General features: G+C 42.2%; 18 protein-coding genes. 12 read left to right on the top strand and 6 right to left on the bottom strand.

The genetic code is table 11. The features are described 5' to 3' along the window. Position 1 precedes the first annotated feature (1 nt). From ACESR9_RS01295 to ACESR9_RS01285, 3 genes are all read left to right on the top strand, one after another. Positions 2-1756 (top strand): ABC transporter ATP-binding protein, encoded by a 1755-nt coding sequence (locus tag ACESR9_RS01295; RefSeq protein ID WP_070587332.1) that lies wholly within the window; start codon positions 2-4, stop codon positions 1754-1756. Further along, entirely contained in the window at positions 1743-3497 is a 1755-nt protein-coding gene (locus ACESR9_RS01290) for an ABC transporter ATP-binding protein (protein WP_070587333.1), read from the top strand. Before ACESR9_RS01295 ends, ACESR9_RS01290 begins: the two co-directional genes overlap by 14 nt. A gap of 247 nt (positions 3498-3744) precedes the next feature. Further along, on the top strand, positions 3745-3993 hold the full coding sequence (locus ACESR9_RS01285; protein WP_070587338.1) for a hypothetical protein: 249 nt from the start codon (positions 3745-3747) through the stop codon (positions 3991-3993). Positions 3994-4011: 18 nt separating this feature from the next. Here ACESR9_RS01285 and ACESR9_RS01280 read toward each other — a convergent pair whose 3' ends face one another. The 3 genes from ACESR9_RS01280 to ACESR9_RS01270 form a co-directional block, all read right to left on the bottom strand. Then, entirely contained in the window at positions 4012-5316 is a 1305-nt protein-coding gene (locus ACESR9_RS01280) for an aminotransferase-like domain-containing protein (RefSeq protein ID WP_373105089.1), read from the bottom strand. Between the two features lie 63 nt (positions 5317-5379). Further along, positions 5380-6027 carry a PAQR family membrane homeostasis protein TrhA gene (gene trhA, locus ACESR9_RS01275; protein WP_003011253.1) on the bottom strand — a complete coding sequence of 216 codons (648 nt, stop codon included), beginning with the start codon at positions 6025-6027 and terminating at the stop codon, positions 5380-5382. Further along, positions 6002-6502, bottom strand: a complete 501-nt coding sequence (locus ACESR9_RS01270) for a DUF1836 domain-containing protein (protein WP_013903686.1) — start codon at positions 6500-6502, stop codon at positions 6002-6004. Before ACESR9_RS01270 ends, trhA begins: the two co-directional genes overlap by 26 nt. 66 nt (positions 6503-6568) lie before the next feature. On the opposite strand from ACESR9_RS01270, the gene yaaA reads away from it, so the two are divergent. Continuing rightward, on the top strand, positions 6569-7294 hold the full coding sequence (yaaA, locus tag ACESR9_RS01265; RefSeq protein WP_373105087.1) for a peroxide stress protein YaaA: 726 nt from the start codon (positions 6569-6571) through the stop codon (positions 7292-7294). A 118-nt stretch (positions 7295-7412) separates the two neighbouring features. On the opposite strand, the gene ACESR9_RS01260 is transcribed toward yaaA, so the two are convergent. Further along, positions 7413-7859 carry a MarR family winged helix-turn-helix transcriptional regulator gene (locus ACESR9_RS01260; protein ID WP_049514775.1) on the bottom strand — a complete coding sequence of 149 codons (447 nt, stop codon included), beginning with the start codon at positions 7857-7859 and terminating at the stop codon, positions 7413-7415. A 357-nt stretch (positions 7860-8216) separates the two neighbouring features. Between ACESR9_RS01260 and ACESR9_RS01255 the strand changes: the two genes are divergently transcribed. The 7 genes from ACESR9_RS01255 (at position 8217) to ACESR9_RS01225 (ending at position 17205) form a co-directional block, all read left to right on the top strand. After that, a complete protein-coding gene (locus ACESR9_RS01255) occupies positions 8217-8564 on the top strand; it encodes a cell wall elongation regulator TseB-like domain-containing protein (RefSeq protein WP_230514274.1) in 348 nt (115 codons plus the stop codon). A 16-nt stretch (positions 8565-8580) separates the two neighbouring features. Next, on the top strand, positions 8581-9759 hold the full coding sequence (locus ACESR9_RS01250) for a pyridoxal phosphate-dependent aminotransferase (RefSeq protein WP_003007583.1): 1179 nt from the start codon (positions 8581-8583) through the stop codon (positions 9757-9759). Between the two features lie 148 nt (positions 9760-9907). Further along, positions 9908-11254, top strand: coding sequence for an asparagine--tRNA ligase (asnS, locus tag ACESR9_RS01245; protein WP_021153339.1), 1347 nt, complete (start codon positions 9908-9910; stop codon positions 11252-11254). Between the two features lie 70 nt (positions 11255-11324). After that, positions 11325-12041 (top strand): DUF1003 domain-containing protein, encoded by a 717-nt coding sequence (locus ACESR9_RS01240; protein WP_373105082.1) that lies wholly within the window; start codon positions 11325-11327, stop codon positions 12039-12041. 78 nt (positions 12042-12119) lie between these two features. Next, on the top strand, positions 12120-13319 hold the full coding sequence (locus tag ACESR9_RS01235) for an MFS transporter (RefSeq protein ID WP_373105081.1): 1200 nt from the start codon (positions 12120-12122) through the stop codon (positions 13317-13319). Between the two features lie 419 nt (positions 13320-13738). Further along, a complete protein-coding gene (locus tag ACESR9_RS01230; RefSeq protein WP_373105080.1) occupies positions 13739-15466 on the top strand; it encodes an ABC transporter ATP-binding protein in 1728 nt (575 codons plus the stop codon). Then, positions 15463-17205 (top strand): ABC transporter ATP-binding protein, encoded by a 1743-nt coding sequence (locus ACESR9_RS01225; RefSeq protein ID WP_373105078.1) that lies wholly within the window; start codon positions 15463-15465, stop codon positions 17203-17205. Before ACESR9_RS01230 ends, ACESR9_RS01225 begins: the two co-directional genes overlap by 4 nt. 339 nt (positions 17206-17544) lie before the next feature. Here the strand turns inward: ACESR9_RS01225 and ACESR9_RS01220 are convergent, their stop codons facing one another. Together ACESR9_RS01220 and ACESR9_RS01215 are read right to left on the bottom strand one after the other, a co-directional pair. Further along, positions 17545-18285, bottom strand: a complete 741-nt coding sequence (locus tag ACESR9_RS01220; protein WP_003007564.1) for an amino acid ABC transporter ATP-binding protein — start codon at positions 18283-18285, stop codon at positions 17545-17547. Further along, entirely contained in the window at positions 18285-20468 is a 2184-nt protein-coding gene (locus ACESR9_RS01215) for an amino acid ABC transporter substrate-binding protein/permease (RefSeq protein ID WP_373105076.1), read from the bottom strand. The genes ACESR9_RS01220 and ACESR9_RS01215 overlap by 1 nt, the downstream gene beginning before the upstream one ends. Before the next feature lie 261 nt (positions 20469-20729). Between ACESR9_RS01215 and ACESR9_RS01210 the strand changes: the two genes are divergently transcribed. Further along, the gene (locus tag ACESR9_RS01210; RefSeq protein WP_373105075.1) at positions 20730-21668 is read left to right on the top strand and encodes a CPBP family intramembrane glutamic endopeptidase; all 939 of its coding nucleotides are present in this window, start codon (positions 20730-20732) and stop codon (positions 21666-21668) included. The last annotated feature ends 89 nt before the right edge of the window (positions 21669-21757 follow it).

Raw genomic sequence — 21757 nt, 5'->3', positions numbered from 1 at the left:
GATGAATCTGTTGAGGAAATTATCTTGGTTTTTTAATTTAGAGAAGAAGCGCTACTTGATCGGGATAGGGTCCTTGATCTTGGTTAGCTTTTTAAACCTCATTCCTCCAAGAATCATGGGACTTGTGATCGATTTGATCGATAAAAGAAGGCTGACACTAGGGCAGTTAGTTGTGGATATTGCCCTTTTGGTCCTCGCAGCTCTAGCCATGTATGGCCTTCGTTTTGTCTGGAGACGCTATATTTTTGGAACGGCCAATAAGTTGGCTCGGATCTTGCGTTACCGTTTGTTCAAGCAATTTACGCTCATGTCTCCGTCTTTTTATCAGCGTTATCGGACAGGGGATCTCATGGCCCATGCTACTAATGATATCAATGCGGTAACCATGTTTGCTGGTGGTGGAGTCATGTCTGCTGTAGATGCTTCTGTGACAGCCTTGGTGACCCTGGTCAGCATGTTTTTCATGATTGATTGGCGCTTAACCCTCTTGGCTATTTTGCCCCTACCGGTTATGGTGGTAGTGACTTCCGCCATTGGCCGCAAAAACCACAAAGCCTTCAAAGAGGCCCAAGAAGGCTTCTCAGAGCTGAACAACTTTGTTCAGGAATCAGTATCAGGAGTCAAGGTGACCAAATCCTTTGGCTTTCAGGCAGATGAGATTCGTGCTTTTGAAAAGACCAATCAGATAGTCTTTCGAAAAAATATGACTTCAGCCGGTTACAATGCTTTGTTTGATCCGACTACTCTTCTTTTTGTCGGTCTCTCCTATGTTTTGACGCTCTACTTCGGAGGTCTATTTGTTCAGGAAGGGAGCCTGACGGTTGGACAAATCGTAACCTTTATTACCTATCTCAATATGCTCGTCTGGCCCCTTCAAGCCATGGGCTTCTTGTTTAATATTAGTCAGCGTGCTAGCGTTTCCTATGATCGGATTGAGACACTTTTAGCAGAAACACCTGATATCCAAGATCCAAGTCAACCAGTTACAGTCATTCAAAATGGCGATTTGGAATATGACATTGAAGAATTCGCCTATGAGAAAGAGCCTGTCCTTGAGAAGGTTGCCTTTCATTTAGAAAAAGGGCAAACCCTTGGAATTGTAGGACCAACTGGATCTGGAAAGACCACCTTGTTGCGTCTCTTGCTTAGAGAGTATGACTTGGAGCAGGGAGATATCTTGCTAAATGGGATCTCCATCAAACATTATCGCTTAGAAGATCTTCGAAGCTTGATCGGTTACGTCCCTCAAGATCAGATCCTCTTTGCCATGACCATTCGCGAGAATGTCGCTTTTTCAGATCCACAGATCGAGGAAGAAGAGGTAATGAAGGCTCTGAGAACTTGTGGGGTTTATGAAGATATTCTGGCCATGCCAGACCAGATGGAGACAGTGCTGGGAGAGAGAGGGGTCTCTCTTTCTGGCGGACAAAAGCAACGGATTGCCATGAGTCGTGCTTTGGTCATGAATCCTGAGATCTTGATCTTGGATGATTCACTTTCTGCAGTAGATGCTAAAACGGAGCACCAGATCATTGAAAATATGAAGCAGGAACGCAAGGGGAAAACAACGATCATCACAGCCCATCGCCTATCAGCGATCGTTCATGCGGATTTGATTCTGGTAATGGAGAATGGACAGATTAAAGAGCGAGGAAATCACGAGGAATTAATGGCTCAAAAAGGTTGGTACTATGAAACCTACCAAGCCCAACAATTATCAGAAGAAATGGAGGGAAAGCTGAATGAAAACATCTGAAGCTCATGTGATGAAGCGGCTCTTGACTTACATGTGGCGTTATAAATGGTTAACGGCCCTAGCCTTAGCCTTTACCTTCCTAACTAGTCTGTTATTGACGGCGATCCCTCTTGCAGCTCGCTGGTATATTGACCACCTAGTGGATCCAACAGAAGCCGGCTCTCCAGTACTGACAGCTTTTCAGTTTTTGATTCTCTACTATGGGTTATTCATTGGGCGTGTGCTGGCAACTTACCTGAGCCAGTTAACCTTTGCGCGTGTATCCAATTCCATCGTAAGAGATATCCGTCTAGATATTTTCAAAAATCTTCAAAGACTGGGCATGTCCTTTTATGACCAGACAGCAGCAGGTTCGATTGTCTCGCGTGTGACCAATGATACACAGGCAGTCGCAGATATGTTTTCTACGGTCTTTTCAAGCCTGGTTTCATCCTTTTTACTCTTTCTAGTCACCCTGGTAACCATGTTTAGTTTGGACTGGCATTTGACCATTTGGATCCTGCCTTTTCTTCCCATTATTTGGTTTTCCATCCGTCTCTATCGCAAGTTATCCAATCGCTTGGTCAAGATGACCCGACAAAAATTATCAGATATCAATGTAAAATTATCGGAATCCATTGAAGGAATGCGGATCGTGCAGGCCTTTCGTCAAGAAAAGCGCTTGACGGATGAATTCGAACAGATTAATGGGGAACATTTGGATTACGCCAACCGATCTGTGGATGTCAATTCCCTCTTTTTGAGGCCAGCTATGACCCTGTTACAGGTTCTGGCTTATGCGGTTATTCTAACCTTTTTCGGCCTAAATTGGCAGTCCTCTGGCTTTACAGCAGGTCTTATCTATGCCTTTATCCAGTATGTTAGCCAGCTTTTCCAGCCCTTGATTGATGTCACTCAAAATTTTGCAACCTTGCAGACCTCTACCATTTCAGCAGCGCGTGTCTTTGAGATGATGGATCGAGACGACTATGAGCCCAAGCAAGCTGGTAGCCTGAAAGAAATCGAGCGGGGAGATATTCGCTTTGACCATGTATCTTTTTCTTATGATGGCAAACGGGATGTCCTAAAAGATATCTCCTTTGAGGTCAAAAACGGACAAACCATCGCTTTTGTTGGTCATACTGGTTCTGGTAAATCCTCTATTATCAATCTCTTCATGCGCTTTTATGAATTTGATCGTGGCCAGATCTTGATTGATGGACAGGATATCAAGGACTATAGCCAGGAAGCCTTGCGCAAGTCCATTGGTCTAGTGTTGCAGGAACCCTTCCTCTATCATGGAACCATTGCTTCTAATATCCGAATGTATCATGAAGAACTGACAGATGAGGAAATCCGACAAGCAGCTGCATTTGTGGATGTAGCAGACTTTATTGAGAGTCTACCTGGTGGCTATGATCATCCGGTAACAGAGCGGGGTTCTACCTTATCGACCGGTCAGCGTCAGCTTCTGGCTTTTGCCCGGACCATTGCTGCTCAGCCTAAGATCCTCATTTTGGATGAGGCCACTGCCAATATCGACCAAGAGACGGAAGAGATGATCCAAAACTCTCTGAAGAAGATGCGCCAAGGGCGGACAACCATTGCCATTGCCCATCGTCTTTCTACCATCCAAGATGCCGATTGCATCTATGTTCTCGATAAAGGAAAAATCATCGAATCAGGCAATCACGATCAACTCATTGCTCTAGGAGGAACGTATAAGAAAATGTATGACCTCCAGGCCGGTATGATGAAATAAGGACAAACAAGGAGAGTGGGACAGAAATCGGTAATTCGTTAGAATTCGATTTCGTTGTCCCACCTCCGCACAGTTGAGTAGGGCTGTAAAAGCTGATGAAATCAGCGTAGTAGAGACCACTCAACCACTGCGTCTTGCTCGACAATCCAAAAATAATTAATAGGCTAGGACTTTTGTCCCAGCCTCTTGTTTTTCTTTCTTGAAAGCTGTAAAATAAAGAAAAGAACAGAAAAAGGGAGCATACACCATGTCAAACGATCTGATCATGATGGGAGTTGTGATTGTCTTATTTGGACTCTACTTCACCCTTCAAGTTGAGCTCAATAGAGTCAGAAATCAATTTACTCATTATCTTCTAAAACCAGGTAGTATTTCCAAGGAACAAAGAGAGAAGTACCTCAAAGAACCAGAGATGGAAGCGATTCGCCTGATCCGCCTCGATTATCGGATCGGCCTTCAAAATGCCAAACTTGTTTATGAGCAATTGAAGAAATAAGAAAGACCCTCGTATAGTCTATATGAGGGTTTCTCTTTCAAAAAAAGGCGTAAGCTTTGGTAAAACATTGGTCACATCTGCCGATTTGATCTTGGCGAGTTGATAAGGACAAGAAGCGATGTAGGCTGCTTCAAAGAAATCAAGCGGAAGTCCACTGTGTTTTAAGGCAGCAAGGGATTGAACTTGGCTGAGTTCTAAAAGGATCCCATCGTGGGTCAGGGTCAGATGAGGAAGAAGAGGAGACTGGGCCATCAAGGTCTTTAGACTGGCTTCTTCTTCTTTTTTTCTGGCTAAGAGTCGCTTTTTATTGGTCAGATACATACCGTTATCAATGTAGAGACTCAAAGCCTTTTGCATGATCAGATTGCTATCATAGTCCAGAATCGTCTTATAGGTCAAGACTGGCTTTAGAAGGTCTTGGGGAAGAATCATGGAAGTGATGCGAAGAGCAGAAAAGAGATTGGTCGAAAAAGATTTGATATAGATGACTCGGTCCTTTTGATCCAAATAATGAAAAGATGGAGCATTGCTGCCATCAAGATCTCCCAAATAGTCGTCCTCAACAAGGTAGACATCATATTGGTCAGCTAGTTGCAAGATCGCTTCTTTCTGCTTGGTCGAATAGCTATGACCGAGCGGATAGTGAAAACGAGGGATCGTGTAGAAGAATTTGATATGGCCACTTTTGAAAATCTCTTCAAGCTCCTCAAGATCAATCCCCGTTAAATTACGTTGAATGGTACGGTAGGCAAGTTGCTGTGAATCTAAGAGTTGGTTCATCCGGTGATAAGTCGGTTGCTCGATCAAGATCTGCGATTTTTTATTGGGAAAGTCAATCTGGCTGAGGATATTAAGCGCCTGTTGAGTACCAGCAGTCAAAACAATCTGATCTGCAGTCGAATAAATACCTTCTTCCTTCAATAAGCCTTGAATGGATTGGCGTACTTCGAGTAAGCCTGCTTGGTCCGAAAAGTTATTAAAGAGATAATTCTCCCGTCCAATCAAGGTTTCATTGATACAGGTCCGAAAGTCCTCGAAAGCCTGGTTGCGGTCTTTCTCTAATTTTAGTGGAAGATCCTCATGTCGATTAGGTTCTTGCTCCAAAACATAGTAGCCACTTTGAGGCTTAGCATAGAGGAAGTGCTGGTAAGTCAAGTCCAGCAAGGCCCGTTGCACTGTGTCCTTACTACAAGAAAATTGACTGGCTAATTGACGAACAGAAGGAATTTTCTGTCCAGTTTCTAGTTCTCCATCTTGAATGGCTTCTTTTAAGAAATCGATAATTTGTTGGTATTTGCTCGTCTTCATTCCGCCTGTCCCCATACAGTTTTTTACTATTGTACAGAAAAAATCACAAAAAAACCACTCATAAGAGTGGTGAGCGTATTACATAAAGTAAACGATGGCTAAATACTGAAGAGCAGAAGCTGCCAGTATGAAGAGGTGCCAAATCATGTGGAAGTATGGTTTTTTCTTAGCATAAAAGCCAGCTCCAACCGTGTAGCAAAGTCCTCCCATGAGCATGAGACCCCAGAAGATCGGATTGGTTTGGCTAACGATTTGGGGAATAATAAAGATGACCAACCAGCCCATGATCAAGTAAAGAGCGAGACTGAACTTTTCATTGACTTTTTTGGCAAAGATTTTATAGAGAATACCAAAGATGGTGGTCCCCCATTGGATCAAGATAATGCTGTAGCCCATCCAGTTGTTCATCAAGGTAAGGACAACGGGTGTGTAACTACCTGCGATCGCAATGTAGATCATGGAATGGTCGATAATACGAAGCACATACTTTTGAGGTGAATCGTAAGACATGGCATGGTAGACGGTCGAAGACAGAAACATCAAAAAGAGACTGATCACAAAGATAGAAGTCCCAAAAGCACTGAGCAGACCGTGTTGCTCAAAGCTATAGACTGCTGAGATCGGAAGCAAGATCAACATGAGGAGGGCGCCAACAGCATGGGTTACGCTATTAGCGATCTCTTCTCCAAAGGATAATTTTTTACTTAGTTTCATGGTGTAATTCATCAGTTTCTTCCTCCGTTTTTACTGGTTGAATATAAGATAGGGTTTCAAGATAAAGTTGAACCGTCTGACAGGCAGAGCGAATGATGGGAGCGATCGGCTCTTTTTGCTCATTGAGATAAGCGACAAAGCTATTATAGAGAAGATCTGAACTCGCCTGGTCCTGCAAGAAATTTAAGGTAGAAGCGATCTCCTGAATAGAAAAGACCGTTTTTAAGGTTGTAATAGCGATTAAGCGAGCCACCTGTCTACGCTGGTATTTCTTCTTATCTGGTTTTTCGACATAGCCATGTTTTACGTAATTGTTGATCATGGCAGCCGTCAAGCCCTTGTCTGAAGAAGAGAGAACAGGTGCACAGGTTTTATTGACATAAAGTAGGACCTGATCGAGATAGAGGTCTAGCTCAGGCAGTTGCTCCCACGTTGGATAGGAAAAAGTGGACACTAAATCTTCACCTTTCTTTAATCTAGTTTTCATAACTAGATAATAACATTAATAAAAACTCCTGTCAAGAAAATTTGAAAATTATGGTACAATAGAACTATGAAACTATTAATTCCATCCGCTAAAGAACTGAACGAACAGGCTCGTATCTTCGAGCCCCAACCCTTGTCAGAGAACACAAAAACCATCCTCCAAGCTTTGAAGGCATTCTCGCTAGAAGAATTAGCGACCTTTTACGGGATCTCAGAAGAAAGAGCCCTAGTAGAAAAGGAAAGAATTGAAGCTCTGTTAGCTGGGAGTGCTAAAACCTATCCTGCTTTGGAACTGTTTGATGGCCTTATGTACCGTAGTATCGAGCGTCAAGACTTATCTGAAAAAGAGCAGGCTTATCTTCAGGAACATTTGTTGATCACGACTGCTTTATACGGTGTGCTACCTGCCTATGAAGGGATTGCGCCCCATCGCTTGGATTTTATGATGAAGCTAAAACCAGCTGGAAAATCTCTAAAGGCATTCTGGAAAGAGGACTATGATCAGGCAGTAGAAGGTGAGGAGCAGATCTTATCCCTTTTGTCTTCTGAGTTTGAACAGGTCTTTTCAAAAGCCATTCGTGAGCGAATGATTCGGATCAAATTTATGGAGAATCGTGGTGGGACACTAAAGATTCACTCAACGATTTCAAAGAAAGCACGTGGGGCTATGGTGACAGCCATGATGAAGGAAGAAATCACCCATCTAGAAGATCTGAAATCACTAGAAGTAGCAGGTTTTTCTTATCGTGAGGATTTATCGCAAGAGAAAGAATGGATCTTTGTGAAAGAATAAATAAAAATATTCCTGAGAAGCGTCAGGAATATTTTTTTGATCTGTTAGATAAAGAGAATGCACGATGAAAACTCCAAAATAGAGGATTTTGGAGTCAGAATCGTCTTGAGCAGTAGGCTTAGGCGATATGTTTGAATTTCTTCAAGAGTTCTGTTAACTCAGCTTGCTCGCCGCTATTAAAGACTTGCATCAAGCGTTGAATATTTTTAATATGATCTGGAAGAGCTTCTTCGATCTTTTTACGACCGGCATCTGTAATAGATACAACATATGCACGGCGGTCTTCTGGATCGGTTTCGCGTGTAATCCAACCATCGCGGACCATATTGCGAATAACCACAGTCATATTTCCAGAGGTCGCAAGAATGCTATCGATCAGATCTTGAATGCGAAGATCGCCTTTGCTATACAAGGTCTCAAGGACAGAGAATTGAGTTGGTGTCAACTGGTGCTTTTTAAAGATATGAGCCTCAGATGCACGGATCAATCGTTCCGCCTTGTGGAAGACGATCATGGTTTTTAAATCTACGTTTGCTTCTTTGAATAATCTCTTTAAATTTTCCATATCTATATTTTATCAATAAATAGTGTTTCTGTCGTTTAATTTTATTTTCAAATTAGTTACAAAATTGTGACAAATTTATTGAACTATGAACATAAAATATACAAGGTGTTAATTTTAGTTTGTTTATCAAACAATTTTATACTAAAACATTGTAACAGGTATGAAATATTAGTAACAATTCTTTCTTGAAAATCTATAGAATTCTATGTAGCTTTGGTGTATAATGAGGGAGTGAAACAGAAAAATTATCTTTTTATCATATGGCAACATATAATAGGAATCTGTGTCTTAGTTCTTACGGTGCTTTTTTCTTGGCTATTTCTTGCTGAAAAAACTTCTGATCGCTTGCAGGATCAAATGGCACAAGCAAGAAAAATAGCTCTGTCTCACTCTTCGATTGCGACCATTGAGACGGAGAGTTTCTTTCATGGCAGAGAAGCCTATCTTTCCTTTATTGGCAAGGACCAAGAGGGGCAAGATCTAGCGGTTTTGGTGGCGCAGGCGGATGAAGCAGTCTATACCTACCCTTTGAAAGAAGGAGTTAGCTCCAAAGAGGCAGCTTCCGTCGTCAAAGAGAAGAGTCAGGACGCGATTGATCGTGTCACTTTTGGACGCTTTAAAGGCAAACCGATCTGGGAAGTTAAGGCTGGGAGCTCTTATTATGTGGTGGATTTCAAGACTGGAAAAGTCACCGGTGTTTTTTAAGATTTGAGGAGGAAATATGAAATTATCAAATCGTGTATTGGAAATGGAAGAAAGTGTGACCTTGGCTGCAAATGCGCGTGCCAAAGCTTTGGCAGCAGAAGGTCGTGATATCTTAAGTTTGACCCTGGGTCAACCTGACTTTGCGACTCCAAAAAATATTCAAGAAGCAGCAGTCGCATCGATCGAGGATGGTCGCGCTAGCTTTTATACGGTAGCATCTGGACTTCCAGAATTGAAGGATGCCATTAGCGACTACATGAAAGAGTTTTATGGCTATGCAGTGAATCGAAATGAGGTTGTGGTCGGTACTGGTGCTAAGTTTATCATCTATGCCTTCTTTACTTCTGTCATCAATCCAGGTGATGAAGTCATCATTCCAACCCCTTGCTGGGTTTCTTATGTAGACCAGGTGAAGATGGTAGAAGGCACACCTGTTACTTTCCAAACAACAGAAGAAAATCACTTCAAGGCAACGGTAGAGCAATTGGAAGCAGCACGGACAGACAAGACCAAGGTTGTCTTGCTGAATTCGCCATCCAATCCAACAGGAATGATCTACAGTAAAGAAGAACTCGAAGCAATCGGAAACTGGGCTGTCGAGCATGATATCTTGATTTTGGCAGACGATATCTATGGGCGATTAGTCTACAATGGCAATACCTTTACGCCCATTTCTAGCTTATCAGAAGCGATTCGCAAGCAAACCATCGTGATTAACGGAGTTTCTAAAACCTATGCTATGACTGGTTGGCGGGTTGGTTTTGCTGTAGGAGATTCTGAGATTATCGGAGCTATGGCCAAGGTGATCAGCCAAACAACTTCCAACTTAACAACCGTTTCCCAATATGCCGCAATCGAAGCCCTCACAGGAGACCAATCTTCTATTGAGATCATGCGTCAAGCTTTTGAGGAACGCTTGAATACTATTTATCCTTTGTTGAATGAAGTACCTGGTTTTGAAGCCATCAAACCTCAAGGAGCCTTCTATCTCTTCCCAAATGTCAAGAAGGCCATGGAGATGAAGGGCTATACGGATGTGACGGAATTTACCACTGCAATTTTAGAAGAAGCAGAGGTTGCTTTAGTAACGGGAGCTGGCTTTGGTGCCCCTGAAAATATTCGCTTGTCTTATGCGACAGATTTGGACACCCTGAAAGAGGCTGTTCGCCGACTCAAGGCCTTTATGGAAAAATAAAATCGCAAGATCCTTAGTAATGAGCTGAGGATCTTTTTCTTTAAAAAAAATCTGGTTTTCACAGGTAGAGCCTAGCACTGAAAGCCTTTTTATGATACAATTAAGAAGATAATGTCTTCGGACAAGTTTAACGAGAAAAGGAAGATGAATGATGACAAAACGGATTACTATCATCGAAGTAAAAGACTATGTTGGTCAAGAAGTGACCATCGGTGCTTGGGTGGCCAACAAATCAGGTAAAGGAAAAATTGCTTTCTTGCAATTGCGTGACGGGACTGCCTTTTTCCAAGGTGTGGCTTTTAAACCAAACTTTATCGAAAAATTCGGCGAAGAAGTGGGGCTTGAAAAATTTGATACCATCAAACGCTTGAGCCAAGAAACATCAGTGTTTGTGACTGGTATTGTCAAAGAAGACGAGCGTTCTAAATTTGGTTACGAATTGGATATTACAGACATCGAAGTGATCGGTGAATCTCAAGATTACCCAATCACTCCTAAAGAACACGGGACAGACTTCTTGATGGACAACCGCCACTTGTGGTTGCGTTCACGCAAACAAGTTGCCGTTATGCAAATCCGTAATGCCATTATCTATGCAACTTATGAGTTCTTTGATAAGAATGGCTTCATGAAGTTTGATAGCCCAATTCTTTCAGGAAATGCTGCAGAAGATTCTACAGAACTTTTCGAAACAGACTACTTTGGAACACCAGCCTATTTGAGTCAATCAGGTCAGCTTTATCTGGAAGCAGGTGCTATGGCACTTGGTCGCGTCTTTGACTTTGGTCCAGTATTCCGTGCTGAAAAATCAAAAACTCGTCGTCACTTGACTGAGTTCTGGATGATGGACGCTGAGTACTCTTACTTGACACACGATGAGTCACTTGATTTGCAGGAAGCTTATGTCAAGGCTCTTCTTCAAGGTGTCTTGGACCGTGCTCCTCAAGCCTTGGAAACATTGGAGCGTGATACGGAGCTCTTGAAACGCTACATTGCTGAACCATTCAAACGCATCACTTACGATGAAGCGATTGATCTCTTGCAAGAGCATGAAAACGATGAAGATGCTGATTACGAGCATTTGGAACATGGAGATGACTTCGGTTCACCACATGAAACATGGATTTCAAACCACTTTGGTGTACCAACCTTCGTGATCAACTATCCATCAGATATCAAAGCCTTCTACATGAAGCCAGTTCCTGGTAATCCAGACCGCGTGCTTTGTGCAGATTTGCTCGCACCAGAAGGCTACGGGGAAATCATCGGTGGATCTATGCGTGAGGAAGACTACGACGCCCTTGTTGCGAAGATGGAATCTCTTGGCATGGATCTTACAGAGTATGAATTCTACCTTGATCTTCGTAAATACGGTACAGTCCCACACGGTGGATTTGGTATCGGTATCGAGCGTATGGTAACCTTCGCAGCTGGTACTAAACACATCCGTGAAGCCATTCCGTTCCCACGTATGTTGCATCGTATCAAACCTTAATAGACGTAAAAACGCCATTAGGCGTTTTTAACTTTTATATCTGCTCCTAAAAACTATGAAAGGAATTTCAATGCTGAAAATAGATATCATTGATGGGAAAGAATACGAGGATGGTCAGGGGTCTTTGATCGCAGATCTAGACCATAGCATTCAACAGATGCTCAAGACCTCCTACCCGGAAAGTCAAATGGATGATTTTATCACGTATAAAAATTTGAGCCAGTATTGTATGGATTATCTTGGACAGATTATTGAGCGTGCCAATGATAAAAACGAAGCCATTAAACAGCAGGTGACAGGTGTCATGCCCGAAAGCGAGCGCCCCTTTAACGTTGAAGACCGCTTGACAGCCAGCTATACCTTCGGTCAGCGGGTAGCGGATTCGGTTGCACGCTTTGGTGGGTCATGGACTTTTATCATTAGTTTTATCCTGATGATGGCTATCTGGATGTTGATTAATGTCTTGCATCCCTTTGGCTGGAATTTTGACCCTTATCCTTTCATCTTGCTGAATCTAGCACTTTCTACGATTGCGGCGATTCAAGCTCCTTTAATCATGATGGGTCAAAATCGTGCGGCAGATTATGATCGCCTGCAAGCACGAAATGACTTTAACGTCAATATGGAATCGGAACGAGAAATTCGTTTGCTCCATACAAAGATTGACCATATGGTGCAACAAGATCAGACGGATCTACTAGAGATTCAAAGGTTGCAAACCGAATTGTTGGTGTCCTTGTCTAATCAAGTGGCCCAGCTGCGTCAAGAAATGAATCAAGAAAAATGAAGGAGGTGGAGAAGATGTAGGCAAATCTAAGTAAGTCTTTTAGAAACACTCATATAATCTATTGAAAGAGGAAAAACAATGTTTAAAAGAACTTACAAACGCAATATTTCACTCCTAGCAGGTTTGGAATTTACATCTTATTTTGGAATTACCAGTTTTTGGATTCTCTTTTTTATTCAAAATGGTCTTTCTTTGCTTCAGATTGGTTTATTAGAGAGTATCTTTCATGGGACGAGTCTCTTGTGTGAGATCCCATCTGGTATGTTAGCTGATCGCTTTAGCTACAAGACCAATCTCTATTTGGCTCGCTTGTCCAGTATTGGATCTTCTATCTTGATTTTATTTGGTCAGGGGAATTTTTGGATCTATGCCATTGCCATGATGGTCAATGCTTGGTCTTATAATTTTGACTCGGGGACCAGTACCGCTTTCTTATTTGATTCAGCGGTGGAAGCAGGTCAAAAAGACCGTTATCTTCAGATTTCTAGCTTCTTGTCTGGTGTGGCCGAAGTCACCCGAACGTTAGGTACAGTTGTGGCAGGCTTCTTTATTCACGGAGCATTGGCTTGGACCTATTATATTGCTATTGGGCTTTCCTTGCTTTCCATTCTTTTGATCTTTCTGATGAAAGAGCCAGAGAGCAAGAGTGATGAAAGAAATCATTTGACCTTAAAGCGGATATTGGAGGTAGTGAAACAAGAATGGCAGGAAAAACCAGTCTTGTTTTACTGGATGCTCACCTATCAGTTGGTAGGGACCATCATGTGTATGTTTTATTTTTACTACCAACAGAAAATTAGTGACTTAGCTAGTTGGCAAGTTTCGCTCATCATGTTAATTGGTAGTGGATTCAATCTCCTAGCGGTTTATTTGGCTAGTCAAATCGGGAAAAAATGGAATAGTAATCAAGTCTTTCCGATTCTGGTTGCACTGACAGGGTTGACCTTGCTTTTGGTAGGTTTAAAGACTCCATTTGCCTATCTGAGTGTCTATCTCTTGACCAATGCCCTTTATGCCGTTTATCAACCTATCTACTACAATGATTTACAAGCTTATCTGCCATCCAGTGTACGAGCAACTATGCTGAGTATCAATTCAATGATGTTTAGTTTATCTATGATCGTGATTTTCCCACTGACTGGTTGGTTGATCGATACTTGTGGATTTGTAGCAGTCTTTCTTGTGCTAGGCCTTATAACATTCCTATCTTTCCCTCTCTTACTGATTGGTTTAGGGAGAATGGGCAAGACCTTAAGCGATGTGACAAAGACTGAATAAAACTTATAGGGTTCTTGAGTCTAACAAGATTTAAATAGCAGAAAAACTGAACAATCCTTCTATGCTATGTAGGAATAGTAAGATTGAAGACAAAGTCATCTTAGAAACTTTCCTTAGGCGAGGACGGACGTCAGCGAACTTCTATGAAGTTCCATGACTAATTATTGAGCCTAAGGTCTCAATAATTCCGAGTGCTAGAAACAATAGTGTTTCTAGCACTTTTCTCACAGCGGAAAGTTTCAGTAGATGATTGAATAGCTCTAACAAATAAAATTATTTTATCTTTATAGAAGTTAATTAATTTGTATAAAAGAGCAGTTTGTCTACGTTCTCATACTCTCTGCTTGGCAGGGAGAGTTTTTTTGTCAGTTATAATTGTGGTAAAATAGGTATATCCTATTTAAAAAGAATCGAGTTGTATGAAATCATTATTGAAGTATTTTAAGGGCTATCTATGGGAAACTTTTCTAGGGCCCGTGTTTAAGCTTTTAGAAGCTATTTTTGAATTGTGTGTCCCCTTAATCATCGCCCACTTAGTCGATCAGGTCATTCCGAAAAAGGAAACGAGCGCAGTGGTGATGACGGTCGGTGTTTTGTTTTTATTTGCGAGCTTTGGTGTCGTCGTAGCTATTACGGCCCAGTATTTTTCTTCTAAAGCAGCTGTCGGCTTTACCCGCGAGATGACCAAGGATTTGTATGAGAAGATCTTATCACTTCCAAAGGACAAGCGCGATAGGATCGGGACTTCTAGTTTGGTAACCCGTCTCACTTCTGATACCTATCAAATTCAGGTTGGGATCAACCAATTCTTGCGCCTCTTTTTGAGAGCACCGATTATTGTCTTTGGTTCTATCATCATGGCTTTCACCATCAGTCCTAAACTAACCCTTTGGTTCTTGGGGATGGTGGCGATTTTAACCCTGATTATTGTGATCATGTCACGGCTTGTCAATCCGCTCTTTGCTAAGATTCGGAAAATCACAGACCGGATGGTTACGGTGACGCGTCAGCAATTTCAAGGGATGCGGGTGATTCGAGCCTTTGGACAAGATGCTAGTGAATTAGAGGATTTTAGAGAGGTCAATCAGGGCTACAAGATCTGGCAAATTCGCGCTGGTATCTGGTCTAGTTTGGTGAGCCCCTTGACCTTCCTTGTGGTCAATACGACCTTGGTTTGTGTCATTTGGCAAGGACAATTGAATATCTCTGCTGGTCTTTTAACCCAAGGGATGTTGGTCGCTTTGGTCAATTATTTATTACAAATTTTAACAGAATTGATCAAACTGGCGATGCTGGTCACGTCTTTAAATGTCAGCTATATTTCAGCTAAGCGTGTTCAAGAGATTTTTGATTTGAAGGAAGAAGACCTCTTAGAAGCTCTGCCAGAAGAAACTGCAAGAGAGCAAGAAGCGATCAGCGCACAGAAAGTTACTTTCACTTATCCAACGGCTTCAAGCCCAGCTCTAGAAGATATTTCCTTTGATCTGGATCATGGACAGATGTTGGGAATTATCGGTGGTACAGGATCTGGGAAGTCTACCCTGGTTCAGTTATTGAGTCATTTGTATGCCGTGAGTCAAGGGAAATTAGCCCTCTATCATCAAGGTCACTCTCCTAAAACTCTCAAGGAGTGGCGGGAGTGGGTAGCTGTTGTCCCACAGAAGGCAGAGCTCTTTAGAGGAACCATCCGCTCGAATCTCTTACTTGGAATGGAAGAAAATCTATCGGATGAAGATTTGTGGTGGGCGCTAGAAACAGCTCAGGCGGCTGATTTTGTCCGTGAAAAAGAAGGACAACTCGATGAGCCAGTGGAAGCCTTTGGTCGAAATTTTTCAGGCGGCCAACGCCAGCGGTTGACAATTGCGCGTGCCCTTTTGAAGAAGGCTCCTTTCTTGATTTTGGATGATTCAACTTCTGCCTTGGATTATTTGACGGAAGCTCGTCTCTTAAAATCGATTAAAGAAGAATTGAGTGATACGAGTTTGATCTTAGTATCACAACGAACCAATAGTCTCAAGTCTGCTGATCAGATTTTGGTCTTGAACAAGGGTCATCAAGTAGGACTGGGGAATCATGATTTCCTTTTGTCTACCAATGAGATTTATCAAGAAATTCATTATTCACAACACGGGAGGGAGGAAGCATGAGTCAAAAACGTTCTAGTTATTTAAAACGACTGTTTAGAGATTTTGCTCACCATCCCGGGCTCCTGATCCTAGCTAGTCTTGGAACCATCGTTCAAGTGGCCTTAACGGTCTGGTTACCGATCCTGATCGGACATGCGGTTGATTTAGTCATCAATCCTCAAGGGATGACAGTCTTATGGCCTGTTTTGATCAAAATGGTTCTGGTCATTGTGGCCAATACCCTGATCCAATGGATCAATCCTCTTGTCTACAATCAATTGGTCTATCGGTATAGCCAAAGCCTGAGAGCAGAAGTGATGGAAAAAGTACACCGCTTGCCCTTGTCTTATCTAGATAAACAAGGGAGCGGAGACTTTGTCAGTCGTCTCACGACCGATGTGGAGCAACTCAATAGCGGGCTTCTCATGGTCTTCAACCAGTTCTTTGTTGGGCTCTTAACCATTCTTGTGACCATTGTAACCATGGCAGAGCTGGATTTTTTTATGATGGTAGCGGTTCTGGTCTTGACTCCTTTGTCTCTTTTGATTGCTCGTTTTATTGCCAAGCGTTCTTATACGCTTTTCCAAGAGCAGACCAAGGCGCGTGGCCTCCAAACTCAGTTGATCGAAGAGTCTTTGACGCAAGAAAGTTTGATCCAGTCTTTTAACGCTCAGGATCAATTCCGTAAGTCCTTTAAGGGGACGAATGAAACCTACGCTAAGTATTCCCAATCTGCTATCTTTTATTCTTCTACTGTCAATCCTGCGACTCGCTTTGTGAATGCCTTGATTTATGCAGTGGTGGCTGGATTTGGTGCGGTTCGAATCATTTCCGGTTCTCACTTCACAGTTGGTCAATTAGTGACCTTCCTCAATTATGTCAACCAATACACCAAGCCATTTAATGATATTTCCTCTGTCTTATCAGAACTCCAAAGTGCCCTCGCCTGCGCAGAGCGCTTGTACAGCGTATTGGATCAAGATGAGATTGAGGAAACCGGTCATCAATTTTTGGAAACGCAGAATGTTAAAGGAGCGATTGGCTTTGAGCACGTCACATTTGGCTATGATTTAGGACGGACCTTGATCAAAGATTTAACCATTCAGGTTCCAGCCGCTAGTAAGGTAGCGATTGTAGGGCCTACAGGAGCAGGGAAGTCGACCTTGATCAATCTGCTCATGCGTTTCTACCCTGTGAACTCTGGGATGATTACAATCGATGGGGTGCCGATTACGGACTACACCCGTGCTTCCTACCGCCAACAGTTTGGCATGGTTCTACAAGAAACCTGGCTTAAGGTTGGGACGATTCATGAAAATATCGCTTTTTCTCGGCCAGATGCGACCAGAGAAGAAGTGATAGAAGCAGCCAAAGCAGCCAATGCAGATTTCTTTATCCGGCAGTTGCCACAAGGGTACGATACCTATCTTTCAGATGCTGGAGAGTCTTTGTCTCAAGGTCAACGCCAACTCTTAACGATTGCGCGGGTTTTCCTTTCAGTTCCTAAGATTTTGATCTTGGATGAGGCGACATCCTCCATCGATACTCGGACGGAGGTCTTGATTCAAGATGCCTTTAATCAACTAATGAAAGGACGGACCAGCTTTATCATTGCTCACCGCTTGTCGACCATTCAAAATGCCGATATGATTCTTGTCATGGTGGATGGTGATATAGTTGAGCATGGCACTCATGAAGAGCTAATGCAAGCGCAAGGTGTTTACTACAAGATGCAGACAGCTCAGCAACAGATTAGTTAGAATGTAAACAAACCATTTTTAATGTAAAATAAGTATAGTGATTCTGCAAAGAAATAAATATCTACTCAATTTGTATAACGAATTAAGAGAACATTAAAACTTTCCGCTGTGAGAAAAGTGCTAGAAACAAATCAGTTTCTAGCACTCGGGAGTTTTGAAACTTTAGGTTCAAAACTAAGTCATGGAACTTCGTAGAAGTTCGCTGACGTCCGTACTCACCTAAGGAAAGTTTTTAATATGTCTTTATCTTCAATCTAAGCATTTTCAGATTTGAAAATGCTTTTTTGGGTCTAAAAAGCATCTAGCAAAATTGCTAGATGCTTCAAAAACCACTATTTTTTAAACGTTTAGAACCTTATCCAAGAATTCTTTCAAACGTGGGTGTTGTGGGTTGTCGAAGATTTGGTCTGGTTTGCCGTCTTCGAGGAATTCACCGTCTGCGGTGAAGATGACGCGGTTGGCTACTTGGCGGGCGAATCCCATCTCGTGGGTAACGATGATCATGGTCATGCCTTGCTCTGCCAACTCTTTCATAACGTTCAATACATCTCCGACCATCTCAGGGTCAAGGGCAGAAGTCGGTTCGTCAAAGAGCATAATATCTGGATTCATGGCGAGTCCACGGGCAATGGCCACACGTTGTTTTTGACCACCGGAAAGACTATTTGGATTGGCATCGGCTTTATCTGCAAGTCCAACTTTTTCCAACAATTCCATCCCGACTTTTTGAGCTTCTTCACGGGTCATCAGTTTGTGCTCTACTGGCGCAAACATAATGTTTTCAAGGACGCTCATGTGAGGGAAAAGGTTGAAGTGTTGGAAAACCATCCCGATATTTTCACGGACCAAATCAACATTGGTTTTTGGATCGGTTAGATCATATCCATTTACGGTAATTTGACCTTTTGTCACTTCTTCGAGGAGATTAAGACTACGAAGGAAGGTCGATTTACCAGAACCGGACGGCCCGATAATACAGACCACATCCCCTTCGTAGAATTTTGTTGAGATTCCTTTTAAGACCTCATTTTCACCGTAGTATTTGTGGAGGTCATGGACATCAATTTTTAATTTAGCCATTAGTTAACCTTCTTTTCTAATTTTTTTGCAAATCGTGTTAGCAAGGTGATAATCACGAGGTAGAAGACGGCAAGGATAGCATACATCTTGAAACTTTGGTAGTTTCGAGCAATGATGATCTTACCAGTTTGGAAGAGTTCTACCAATCCGATTGCAGACACAATAGTCGTATCTTTCAGGGCAATGACGAATTGGTTCACAAAGTTTGGAAGCATGAGTTTGGTTGCTTGTGGCAAGATGATCTTGCGCATGGTCTTGCCATAAGAGATTCCAAGGCTTCGGCTGGCTTCCATCTGTCCAATCGGTACAGCTTGGATCCCCCCACGGACAATTTCTGCGATATAAGCAGCAGCATTGAGGGAGAGGGCGATGGTACCTGCGACAAAGTCGTTGATTGGGGATTGGTGACCTGTGACCGATTCAATCAAGTTTGGAATTCCCCAGAAGATGAAGGCGGCAAGGATCATGAGTGGGATCCCACGAATAACATCGACAAAGATTTCTGCTGTCCAGCGGAGCCACTTATAAGGACTAACACTAAACATCCCAAAGATAACACCGATCACCATAGCAATGGCGAAAGAGAGAAGTGCAAGGGCAAGAGTCACACCCAAACCACTTAACAATTGTTTGTAGTTGTTTTGAAGTAAGCCCCAGATCGTTGTTTCATCTGCCGTTGTACTTGAAGTACTTGATTTGCTATCTGCTTTAAGGTATTTATCGAGAATCTTTTGGTATTGACCGCTTTTCTTCAAGTTCGCAAGACCGTTATTGAACATTTCGATCAATTCAGGATTTTCACCCTTCTTAACGGCAAATGCTAGTTGACCACTTGGAGTCCCTTCGATAGGTGTTTTGAATTTACGTCCTTGTTTAATAGCGTATTTGATAACAGGTTCGTCATCCATAATCGCTGCAACAGAACCAGAATTCAAACTATCATACATAGAAGCTCCATCAGAGAACGTTTTGATCTTGTAACCATATTTCTTTTGGTTTTTTTCAAGGAAGTTTTGTGAGGAAGTACCGTTTTTAACACCGACTGTCTTTCCTTTTAGGTCATCATATGAATCAATCTTGCTGCTTTCTTGAACGGCTAGAATAGAATTGGCCGTGTAGTATGGTTCAGAAAAATCAAATGTTTCTTTCCGAGCATCTGTTACGGTCATCCCTGCGATCATTCCTTGCGCATGGCCGGATTGGACATCACTTACCGCTGCGTCAAATCCAGGATTATTAATCTCGATGGTAAATCCTTGGTCTTTGGCAATAGCCTTGATCAAGTCCATATCGATCCCTGTGTATTTGTTTTTTCCATTTTGGAAGACAAATGGTGCAAAAGATGAGTCACTTGAAATTACATATTTTGATTTTTTAGGAGTTGCTTTTTGACCAGCAGGAGTAGTTGTTTCTGGAACGGCACTGTTACTTGATGATTGGCTTTCACCTGTCCATTTCTTGATGATCTCATCAAGTGTTCCGTCAGCTTTCATTTGAGCGAGGGCCTTGTTAAATTCGGTGATCAACTTTTCATGATTTCCACCTTTTTTAACACCAAAGGCAAAGCCACCGACTGCTTCCCCGTCCATATTGATAGCTAGGTCCTGACCCTTTTGGATGGCGTATTGAATAACAGGTTGGTCATCCATGACTGCATCCACTGCACCAGCTGATAAACTGTTATACATGAGATCACCGGTATCAAAAGTCTTGATCTTGTAGCCGTACTTGTCCTTGTTTTTATCGAGGAAGCGTTGGGCTGCAGTTCCGTTTTTAACACCGACTGTCTTCCCTTTTAATTGGCTGTACTTCGTGATTTTATCGGCTTTCGTAGTCGCGATGACAACTTTTGTATCATAGTAAGTATCAGACATGGTGAAGACTTTTTCACGTTCTGTTGTTTTGGTCATCCCGGCCATGATGGCATCTGCTTGACCAGCTTGAACTGCATTGACCGCTGCATCAAATCCCGGGAAGGATTTGTCCAAATCCCAGCCATTGATTTCAGCGACCTTGTCCAGGATCTCTACGTCAATTCCTTTATAGGTTTGATCTGAATCCTTAAATTCAAACGGTGCATATGCTGTGTCGAAAACGACCTTGATCGTTTCAGCCTGAGCATGACCAGCGAATGCAATGAATGGAAATAAGAAAAGCAAACATGCTAGTAATTTTTTCTTCATTTCTGTCTCCATTAAATTCTTTTCTCTTAGGGGATTTGACCCATGAGCACATTGACCAAAGGATGGCCTTAAAAAAACAAATCATTCATACCAAAACGAGTATGAATGGTCTTATGTCTTTCTACAGAAGCTATTATATCAGAAAAAAGTCATTTCTGCAAGAAAATTGAGTTTCGATGTTAGATTATCTAACATAGGTTGATATTGCAGCTCTGGATTTTCTTTGTTACAATGGACCTATTAGATAAATGGAGGTTGATCATGAAGAAAGGAAAGATCATTCAGGATATAAAAACAAACACATCTATGCCAGTTCTTATTTCTACACTATTCTATGTATTATTAGCATCTCTCTTTATAGAAGGAGGCCTTTGGATTGGTAGTGAACTTGTGGGGCCATTTTCCTTAGTGATTGGTTTTCTAGTGGAGTTCTTTTCGCCAGGAGATGGGACAGCAAGTATTCAAGAATTTTTCTACCATTATCTTCTCTATTATGAGCTCTTCAGTTTTGTAATCATACTATTTCTCTTTATTTTTTGGGTGAAGGTCATAGAGAAGAATGCTTTATCAAGCTTAGGCTTTGTAAAAAGAAATTGGCTCAAGTATCTAGTCTGGGGGATCATGATTTCACTTGTTCAAATGGGAGTGATCGCGCTTGTCTACCAAGTAAGTGGCATCGGGTCTTTTGTGTTAAATGAGCTCAGTTTAGAGCCCTTGCTTTTTATCCTAGGATTATTTCCATTTTGGCTTCTGCAAGGTGGTACAGAAGAAGTAGCGACGCGGGGTTGGCTCCTAACTCGGATTGCTGCAAGAACCAATCTTCCCTTAGCAATCGCGATTTCTAGTAGTCTCTTTGGCATTCTTCATCTGGGAAATGCAGGAGTGACCTTCTTATCCGTTCTGAATATCATCCTTGATGGGGTGCTAGCTGGTCTGCTTTTTATCTATACCGATAGTATCTGGCTTGTGGTCGCCCAACACGGCACTTGGAACTATGTACAAGGAAATCTCCTTGGTTTCCAAGTCAGTGGCACAGGCGCAGATGCGTCTATCTTTAGTTTTACCATGGGAGATGGACCTGTCTGGTTGACCGGAGGGGCATTTGGAGCAGAAGGATCAATCATCACCACTCTGGTTCTTCTTGTATCCCTAGTGATTGTATATCGCTTAGGGGAGAGGAAAGAAAAGTTTGATGACTAACCTCTGTGTAATGTCTGAAAGTCATATATGAAAAAGACAAACACCAAAAATGACGTTTGTCTGCCTTCTGAGTCGAACACATATTGATG

This window comes from Streptococcus parasanguinis, assembly GCF_964238605.1.
GTDB lineage: Bacteria > Bacillota > Bacilli > Lactobacillales > Streptococcaceae > Streptococcus > Streptococcus parasanguinis_AJ.
This window is presented reverse-complemented; position numbering and strand designations above follow the sequence as displayed.

Excerpts from the sequence above, each read along its gene's own strand:
- ACESR9_RS01240 (WP_373105082.1), top strand. The coding sequence starts at position 11,325 with ATGCTGAAAATAGATATCATTGATGGGAAAGAATACGAGGATGGTCAG.
- yaaA (WP_373105087.1), top strand. The coding sequence starts at position 6,569 with ATGAAACTATTAATTCCATCCGCTAAAGAACTGAACGAACAGGCTCGT.
- ACESR9_RS01295 (WP_070587332.1), top strand. The coding sequence starts at position 2 with ATGAATCTGTTGAGGAAATTATCTTGGTTTTTTAATTTAGAGAAGAAG.
- ACESR9_RS01270 (WP_013903686.1), bottom strand. The coding sequence starts at position 6,502 with ATGAAAACTAGATTAAAGAAAGGTGAAGATTTAGTGTCCACTTTTTCC.
- ACESR9_RS01235 (WP_373105081.1), top strand. The coding sequence starts at position 12,120 with ATGTTTAAAAGAACTTACAAACGCAATATTTCACTCCTAGCAGGTTTG.
- ACESR9_RS01280 (WP_373105089.1), bottom strand. The coding sequence starts at position 5,316 with ATGGGGACAGGCGGAATGAAGACGAGCAAATACCAACAAATTATCGAT.
- ACESR9_RS01210 (WP_373105075.1), top strand. The coding sequence starts at position 20,730 with ATGAAGAAAGGAAAGATCATTCAGGATATAAAAACAAACACATCTATG.
- ACESR9_RS01225 (WP_373105078.1), top strand. The coding sequence starts at position 15,463 with ATGAGTCAAAAACGTTCTAGTTATTTAAAACGACTGTTTAGAGATTTT.
- ACESR9_RS01230 (WP_373105080.1), top strand. The coding sequence starts at position 13,739 with ATGAAATCATTATTGAAGTATTTTAAGGGCTATCTATGGGAAACTTTT.
- ACESR9_RS01290 (WP_070587333.1), top strand. The coding sequence starts at position 1,743 with ATGAAAACATCTGAAGCTCATGTGATGAAGCGGCTCTTGACTTACATG.
- asnS (WP_021153339.1), top strand. The coding sequence starts at position 9,908 with ATGATGACAAAACGGATTACTATCATCGAAGTAAAAGACTATGTTGGT.
- ACESR9_RS01220 (WP_003007564.1), bottom strand. The coding sequence starts at position 18,285 with ATGGCTAAATTAAAAATTGATGTCCATGACCTCCACAAATACTACGGT.
- trhA (WP_003011253.1), bottom strand. The coding sequence starts at position 6,027 with ATGAATTACACCATGAAACTAAGTAAAAAATTATCCTTTGGAGAAGAG.
- ACESR9_RS01285 (WP_070587338.1), top strand. The coding sequence starts at position 3,745 with ATGTCAAACGATCTGATCATGATGGGAGTTGTGATTGTCTTATTTGGA.
- ACESR9_RS01260 (WP_049514775.1), bottom strand. The coding sequence starts at position 7,859 with ATGGAAAATTTAAAGAGATTATTCAAAGAAGCAAACGTAGATTTAAAA.
- ACESR9_RS01215 (WP_373105076.1), bottom strand. The coding sequence starts at position 20,468 with ATGAAGAAAAAATTACTAGCATGTTTGCTTTTCTTATTTCCATTCATT.
- ACESR9_RS01250 (WP_003007583.1), top strand. The coding sequence starts at position 8,581 with ATGAAATTATCAAATCGTGTATTGGAAATGGAAGAAAGTGTGACCTTG.
- ACESR9_RS01255 (WP_230514274.1), top strand. The coding sequence starts at position 8,217 with ATGGCACAAGCAAGAAAAATAGCTCTGTCTCACTCTTCGATTGCGACC.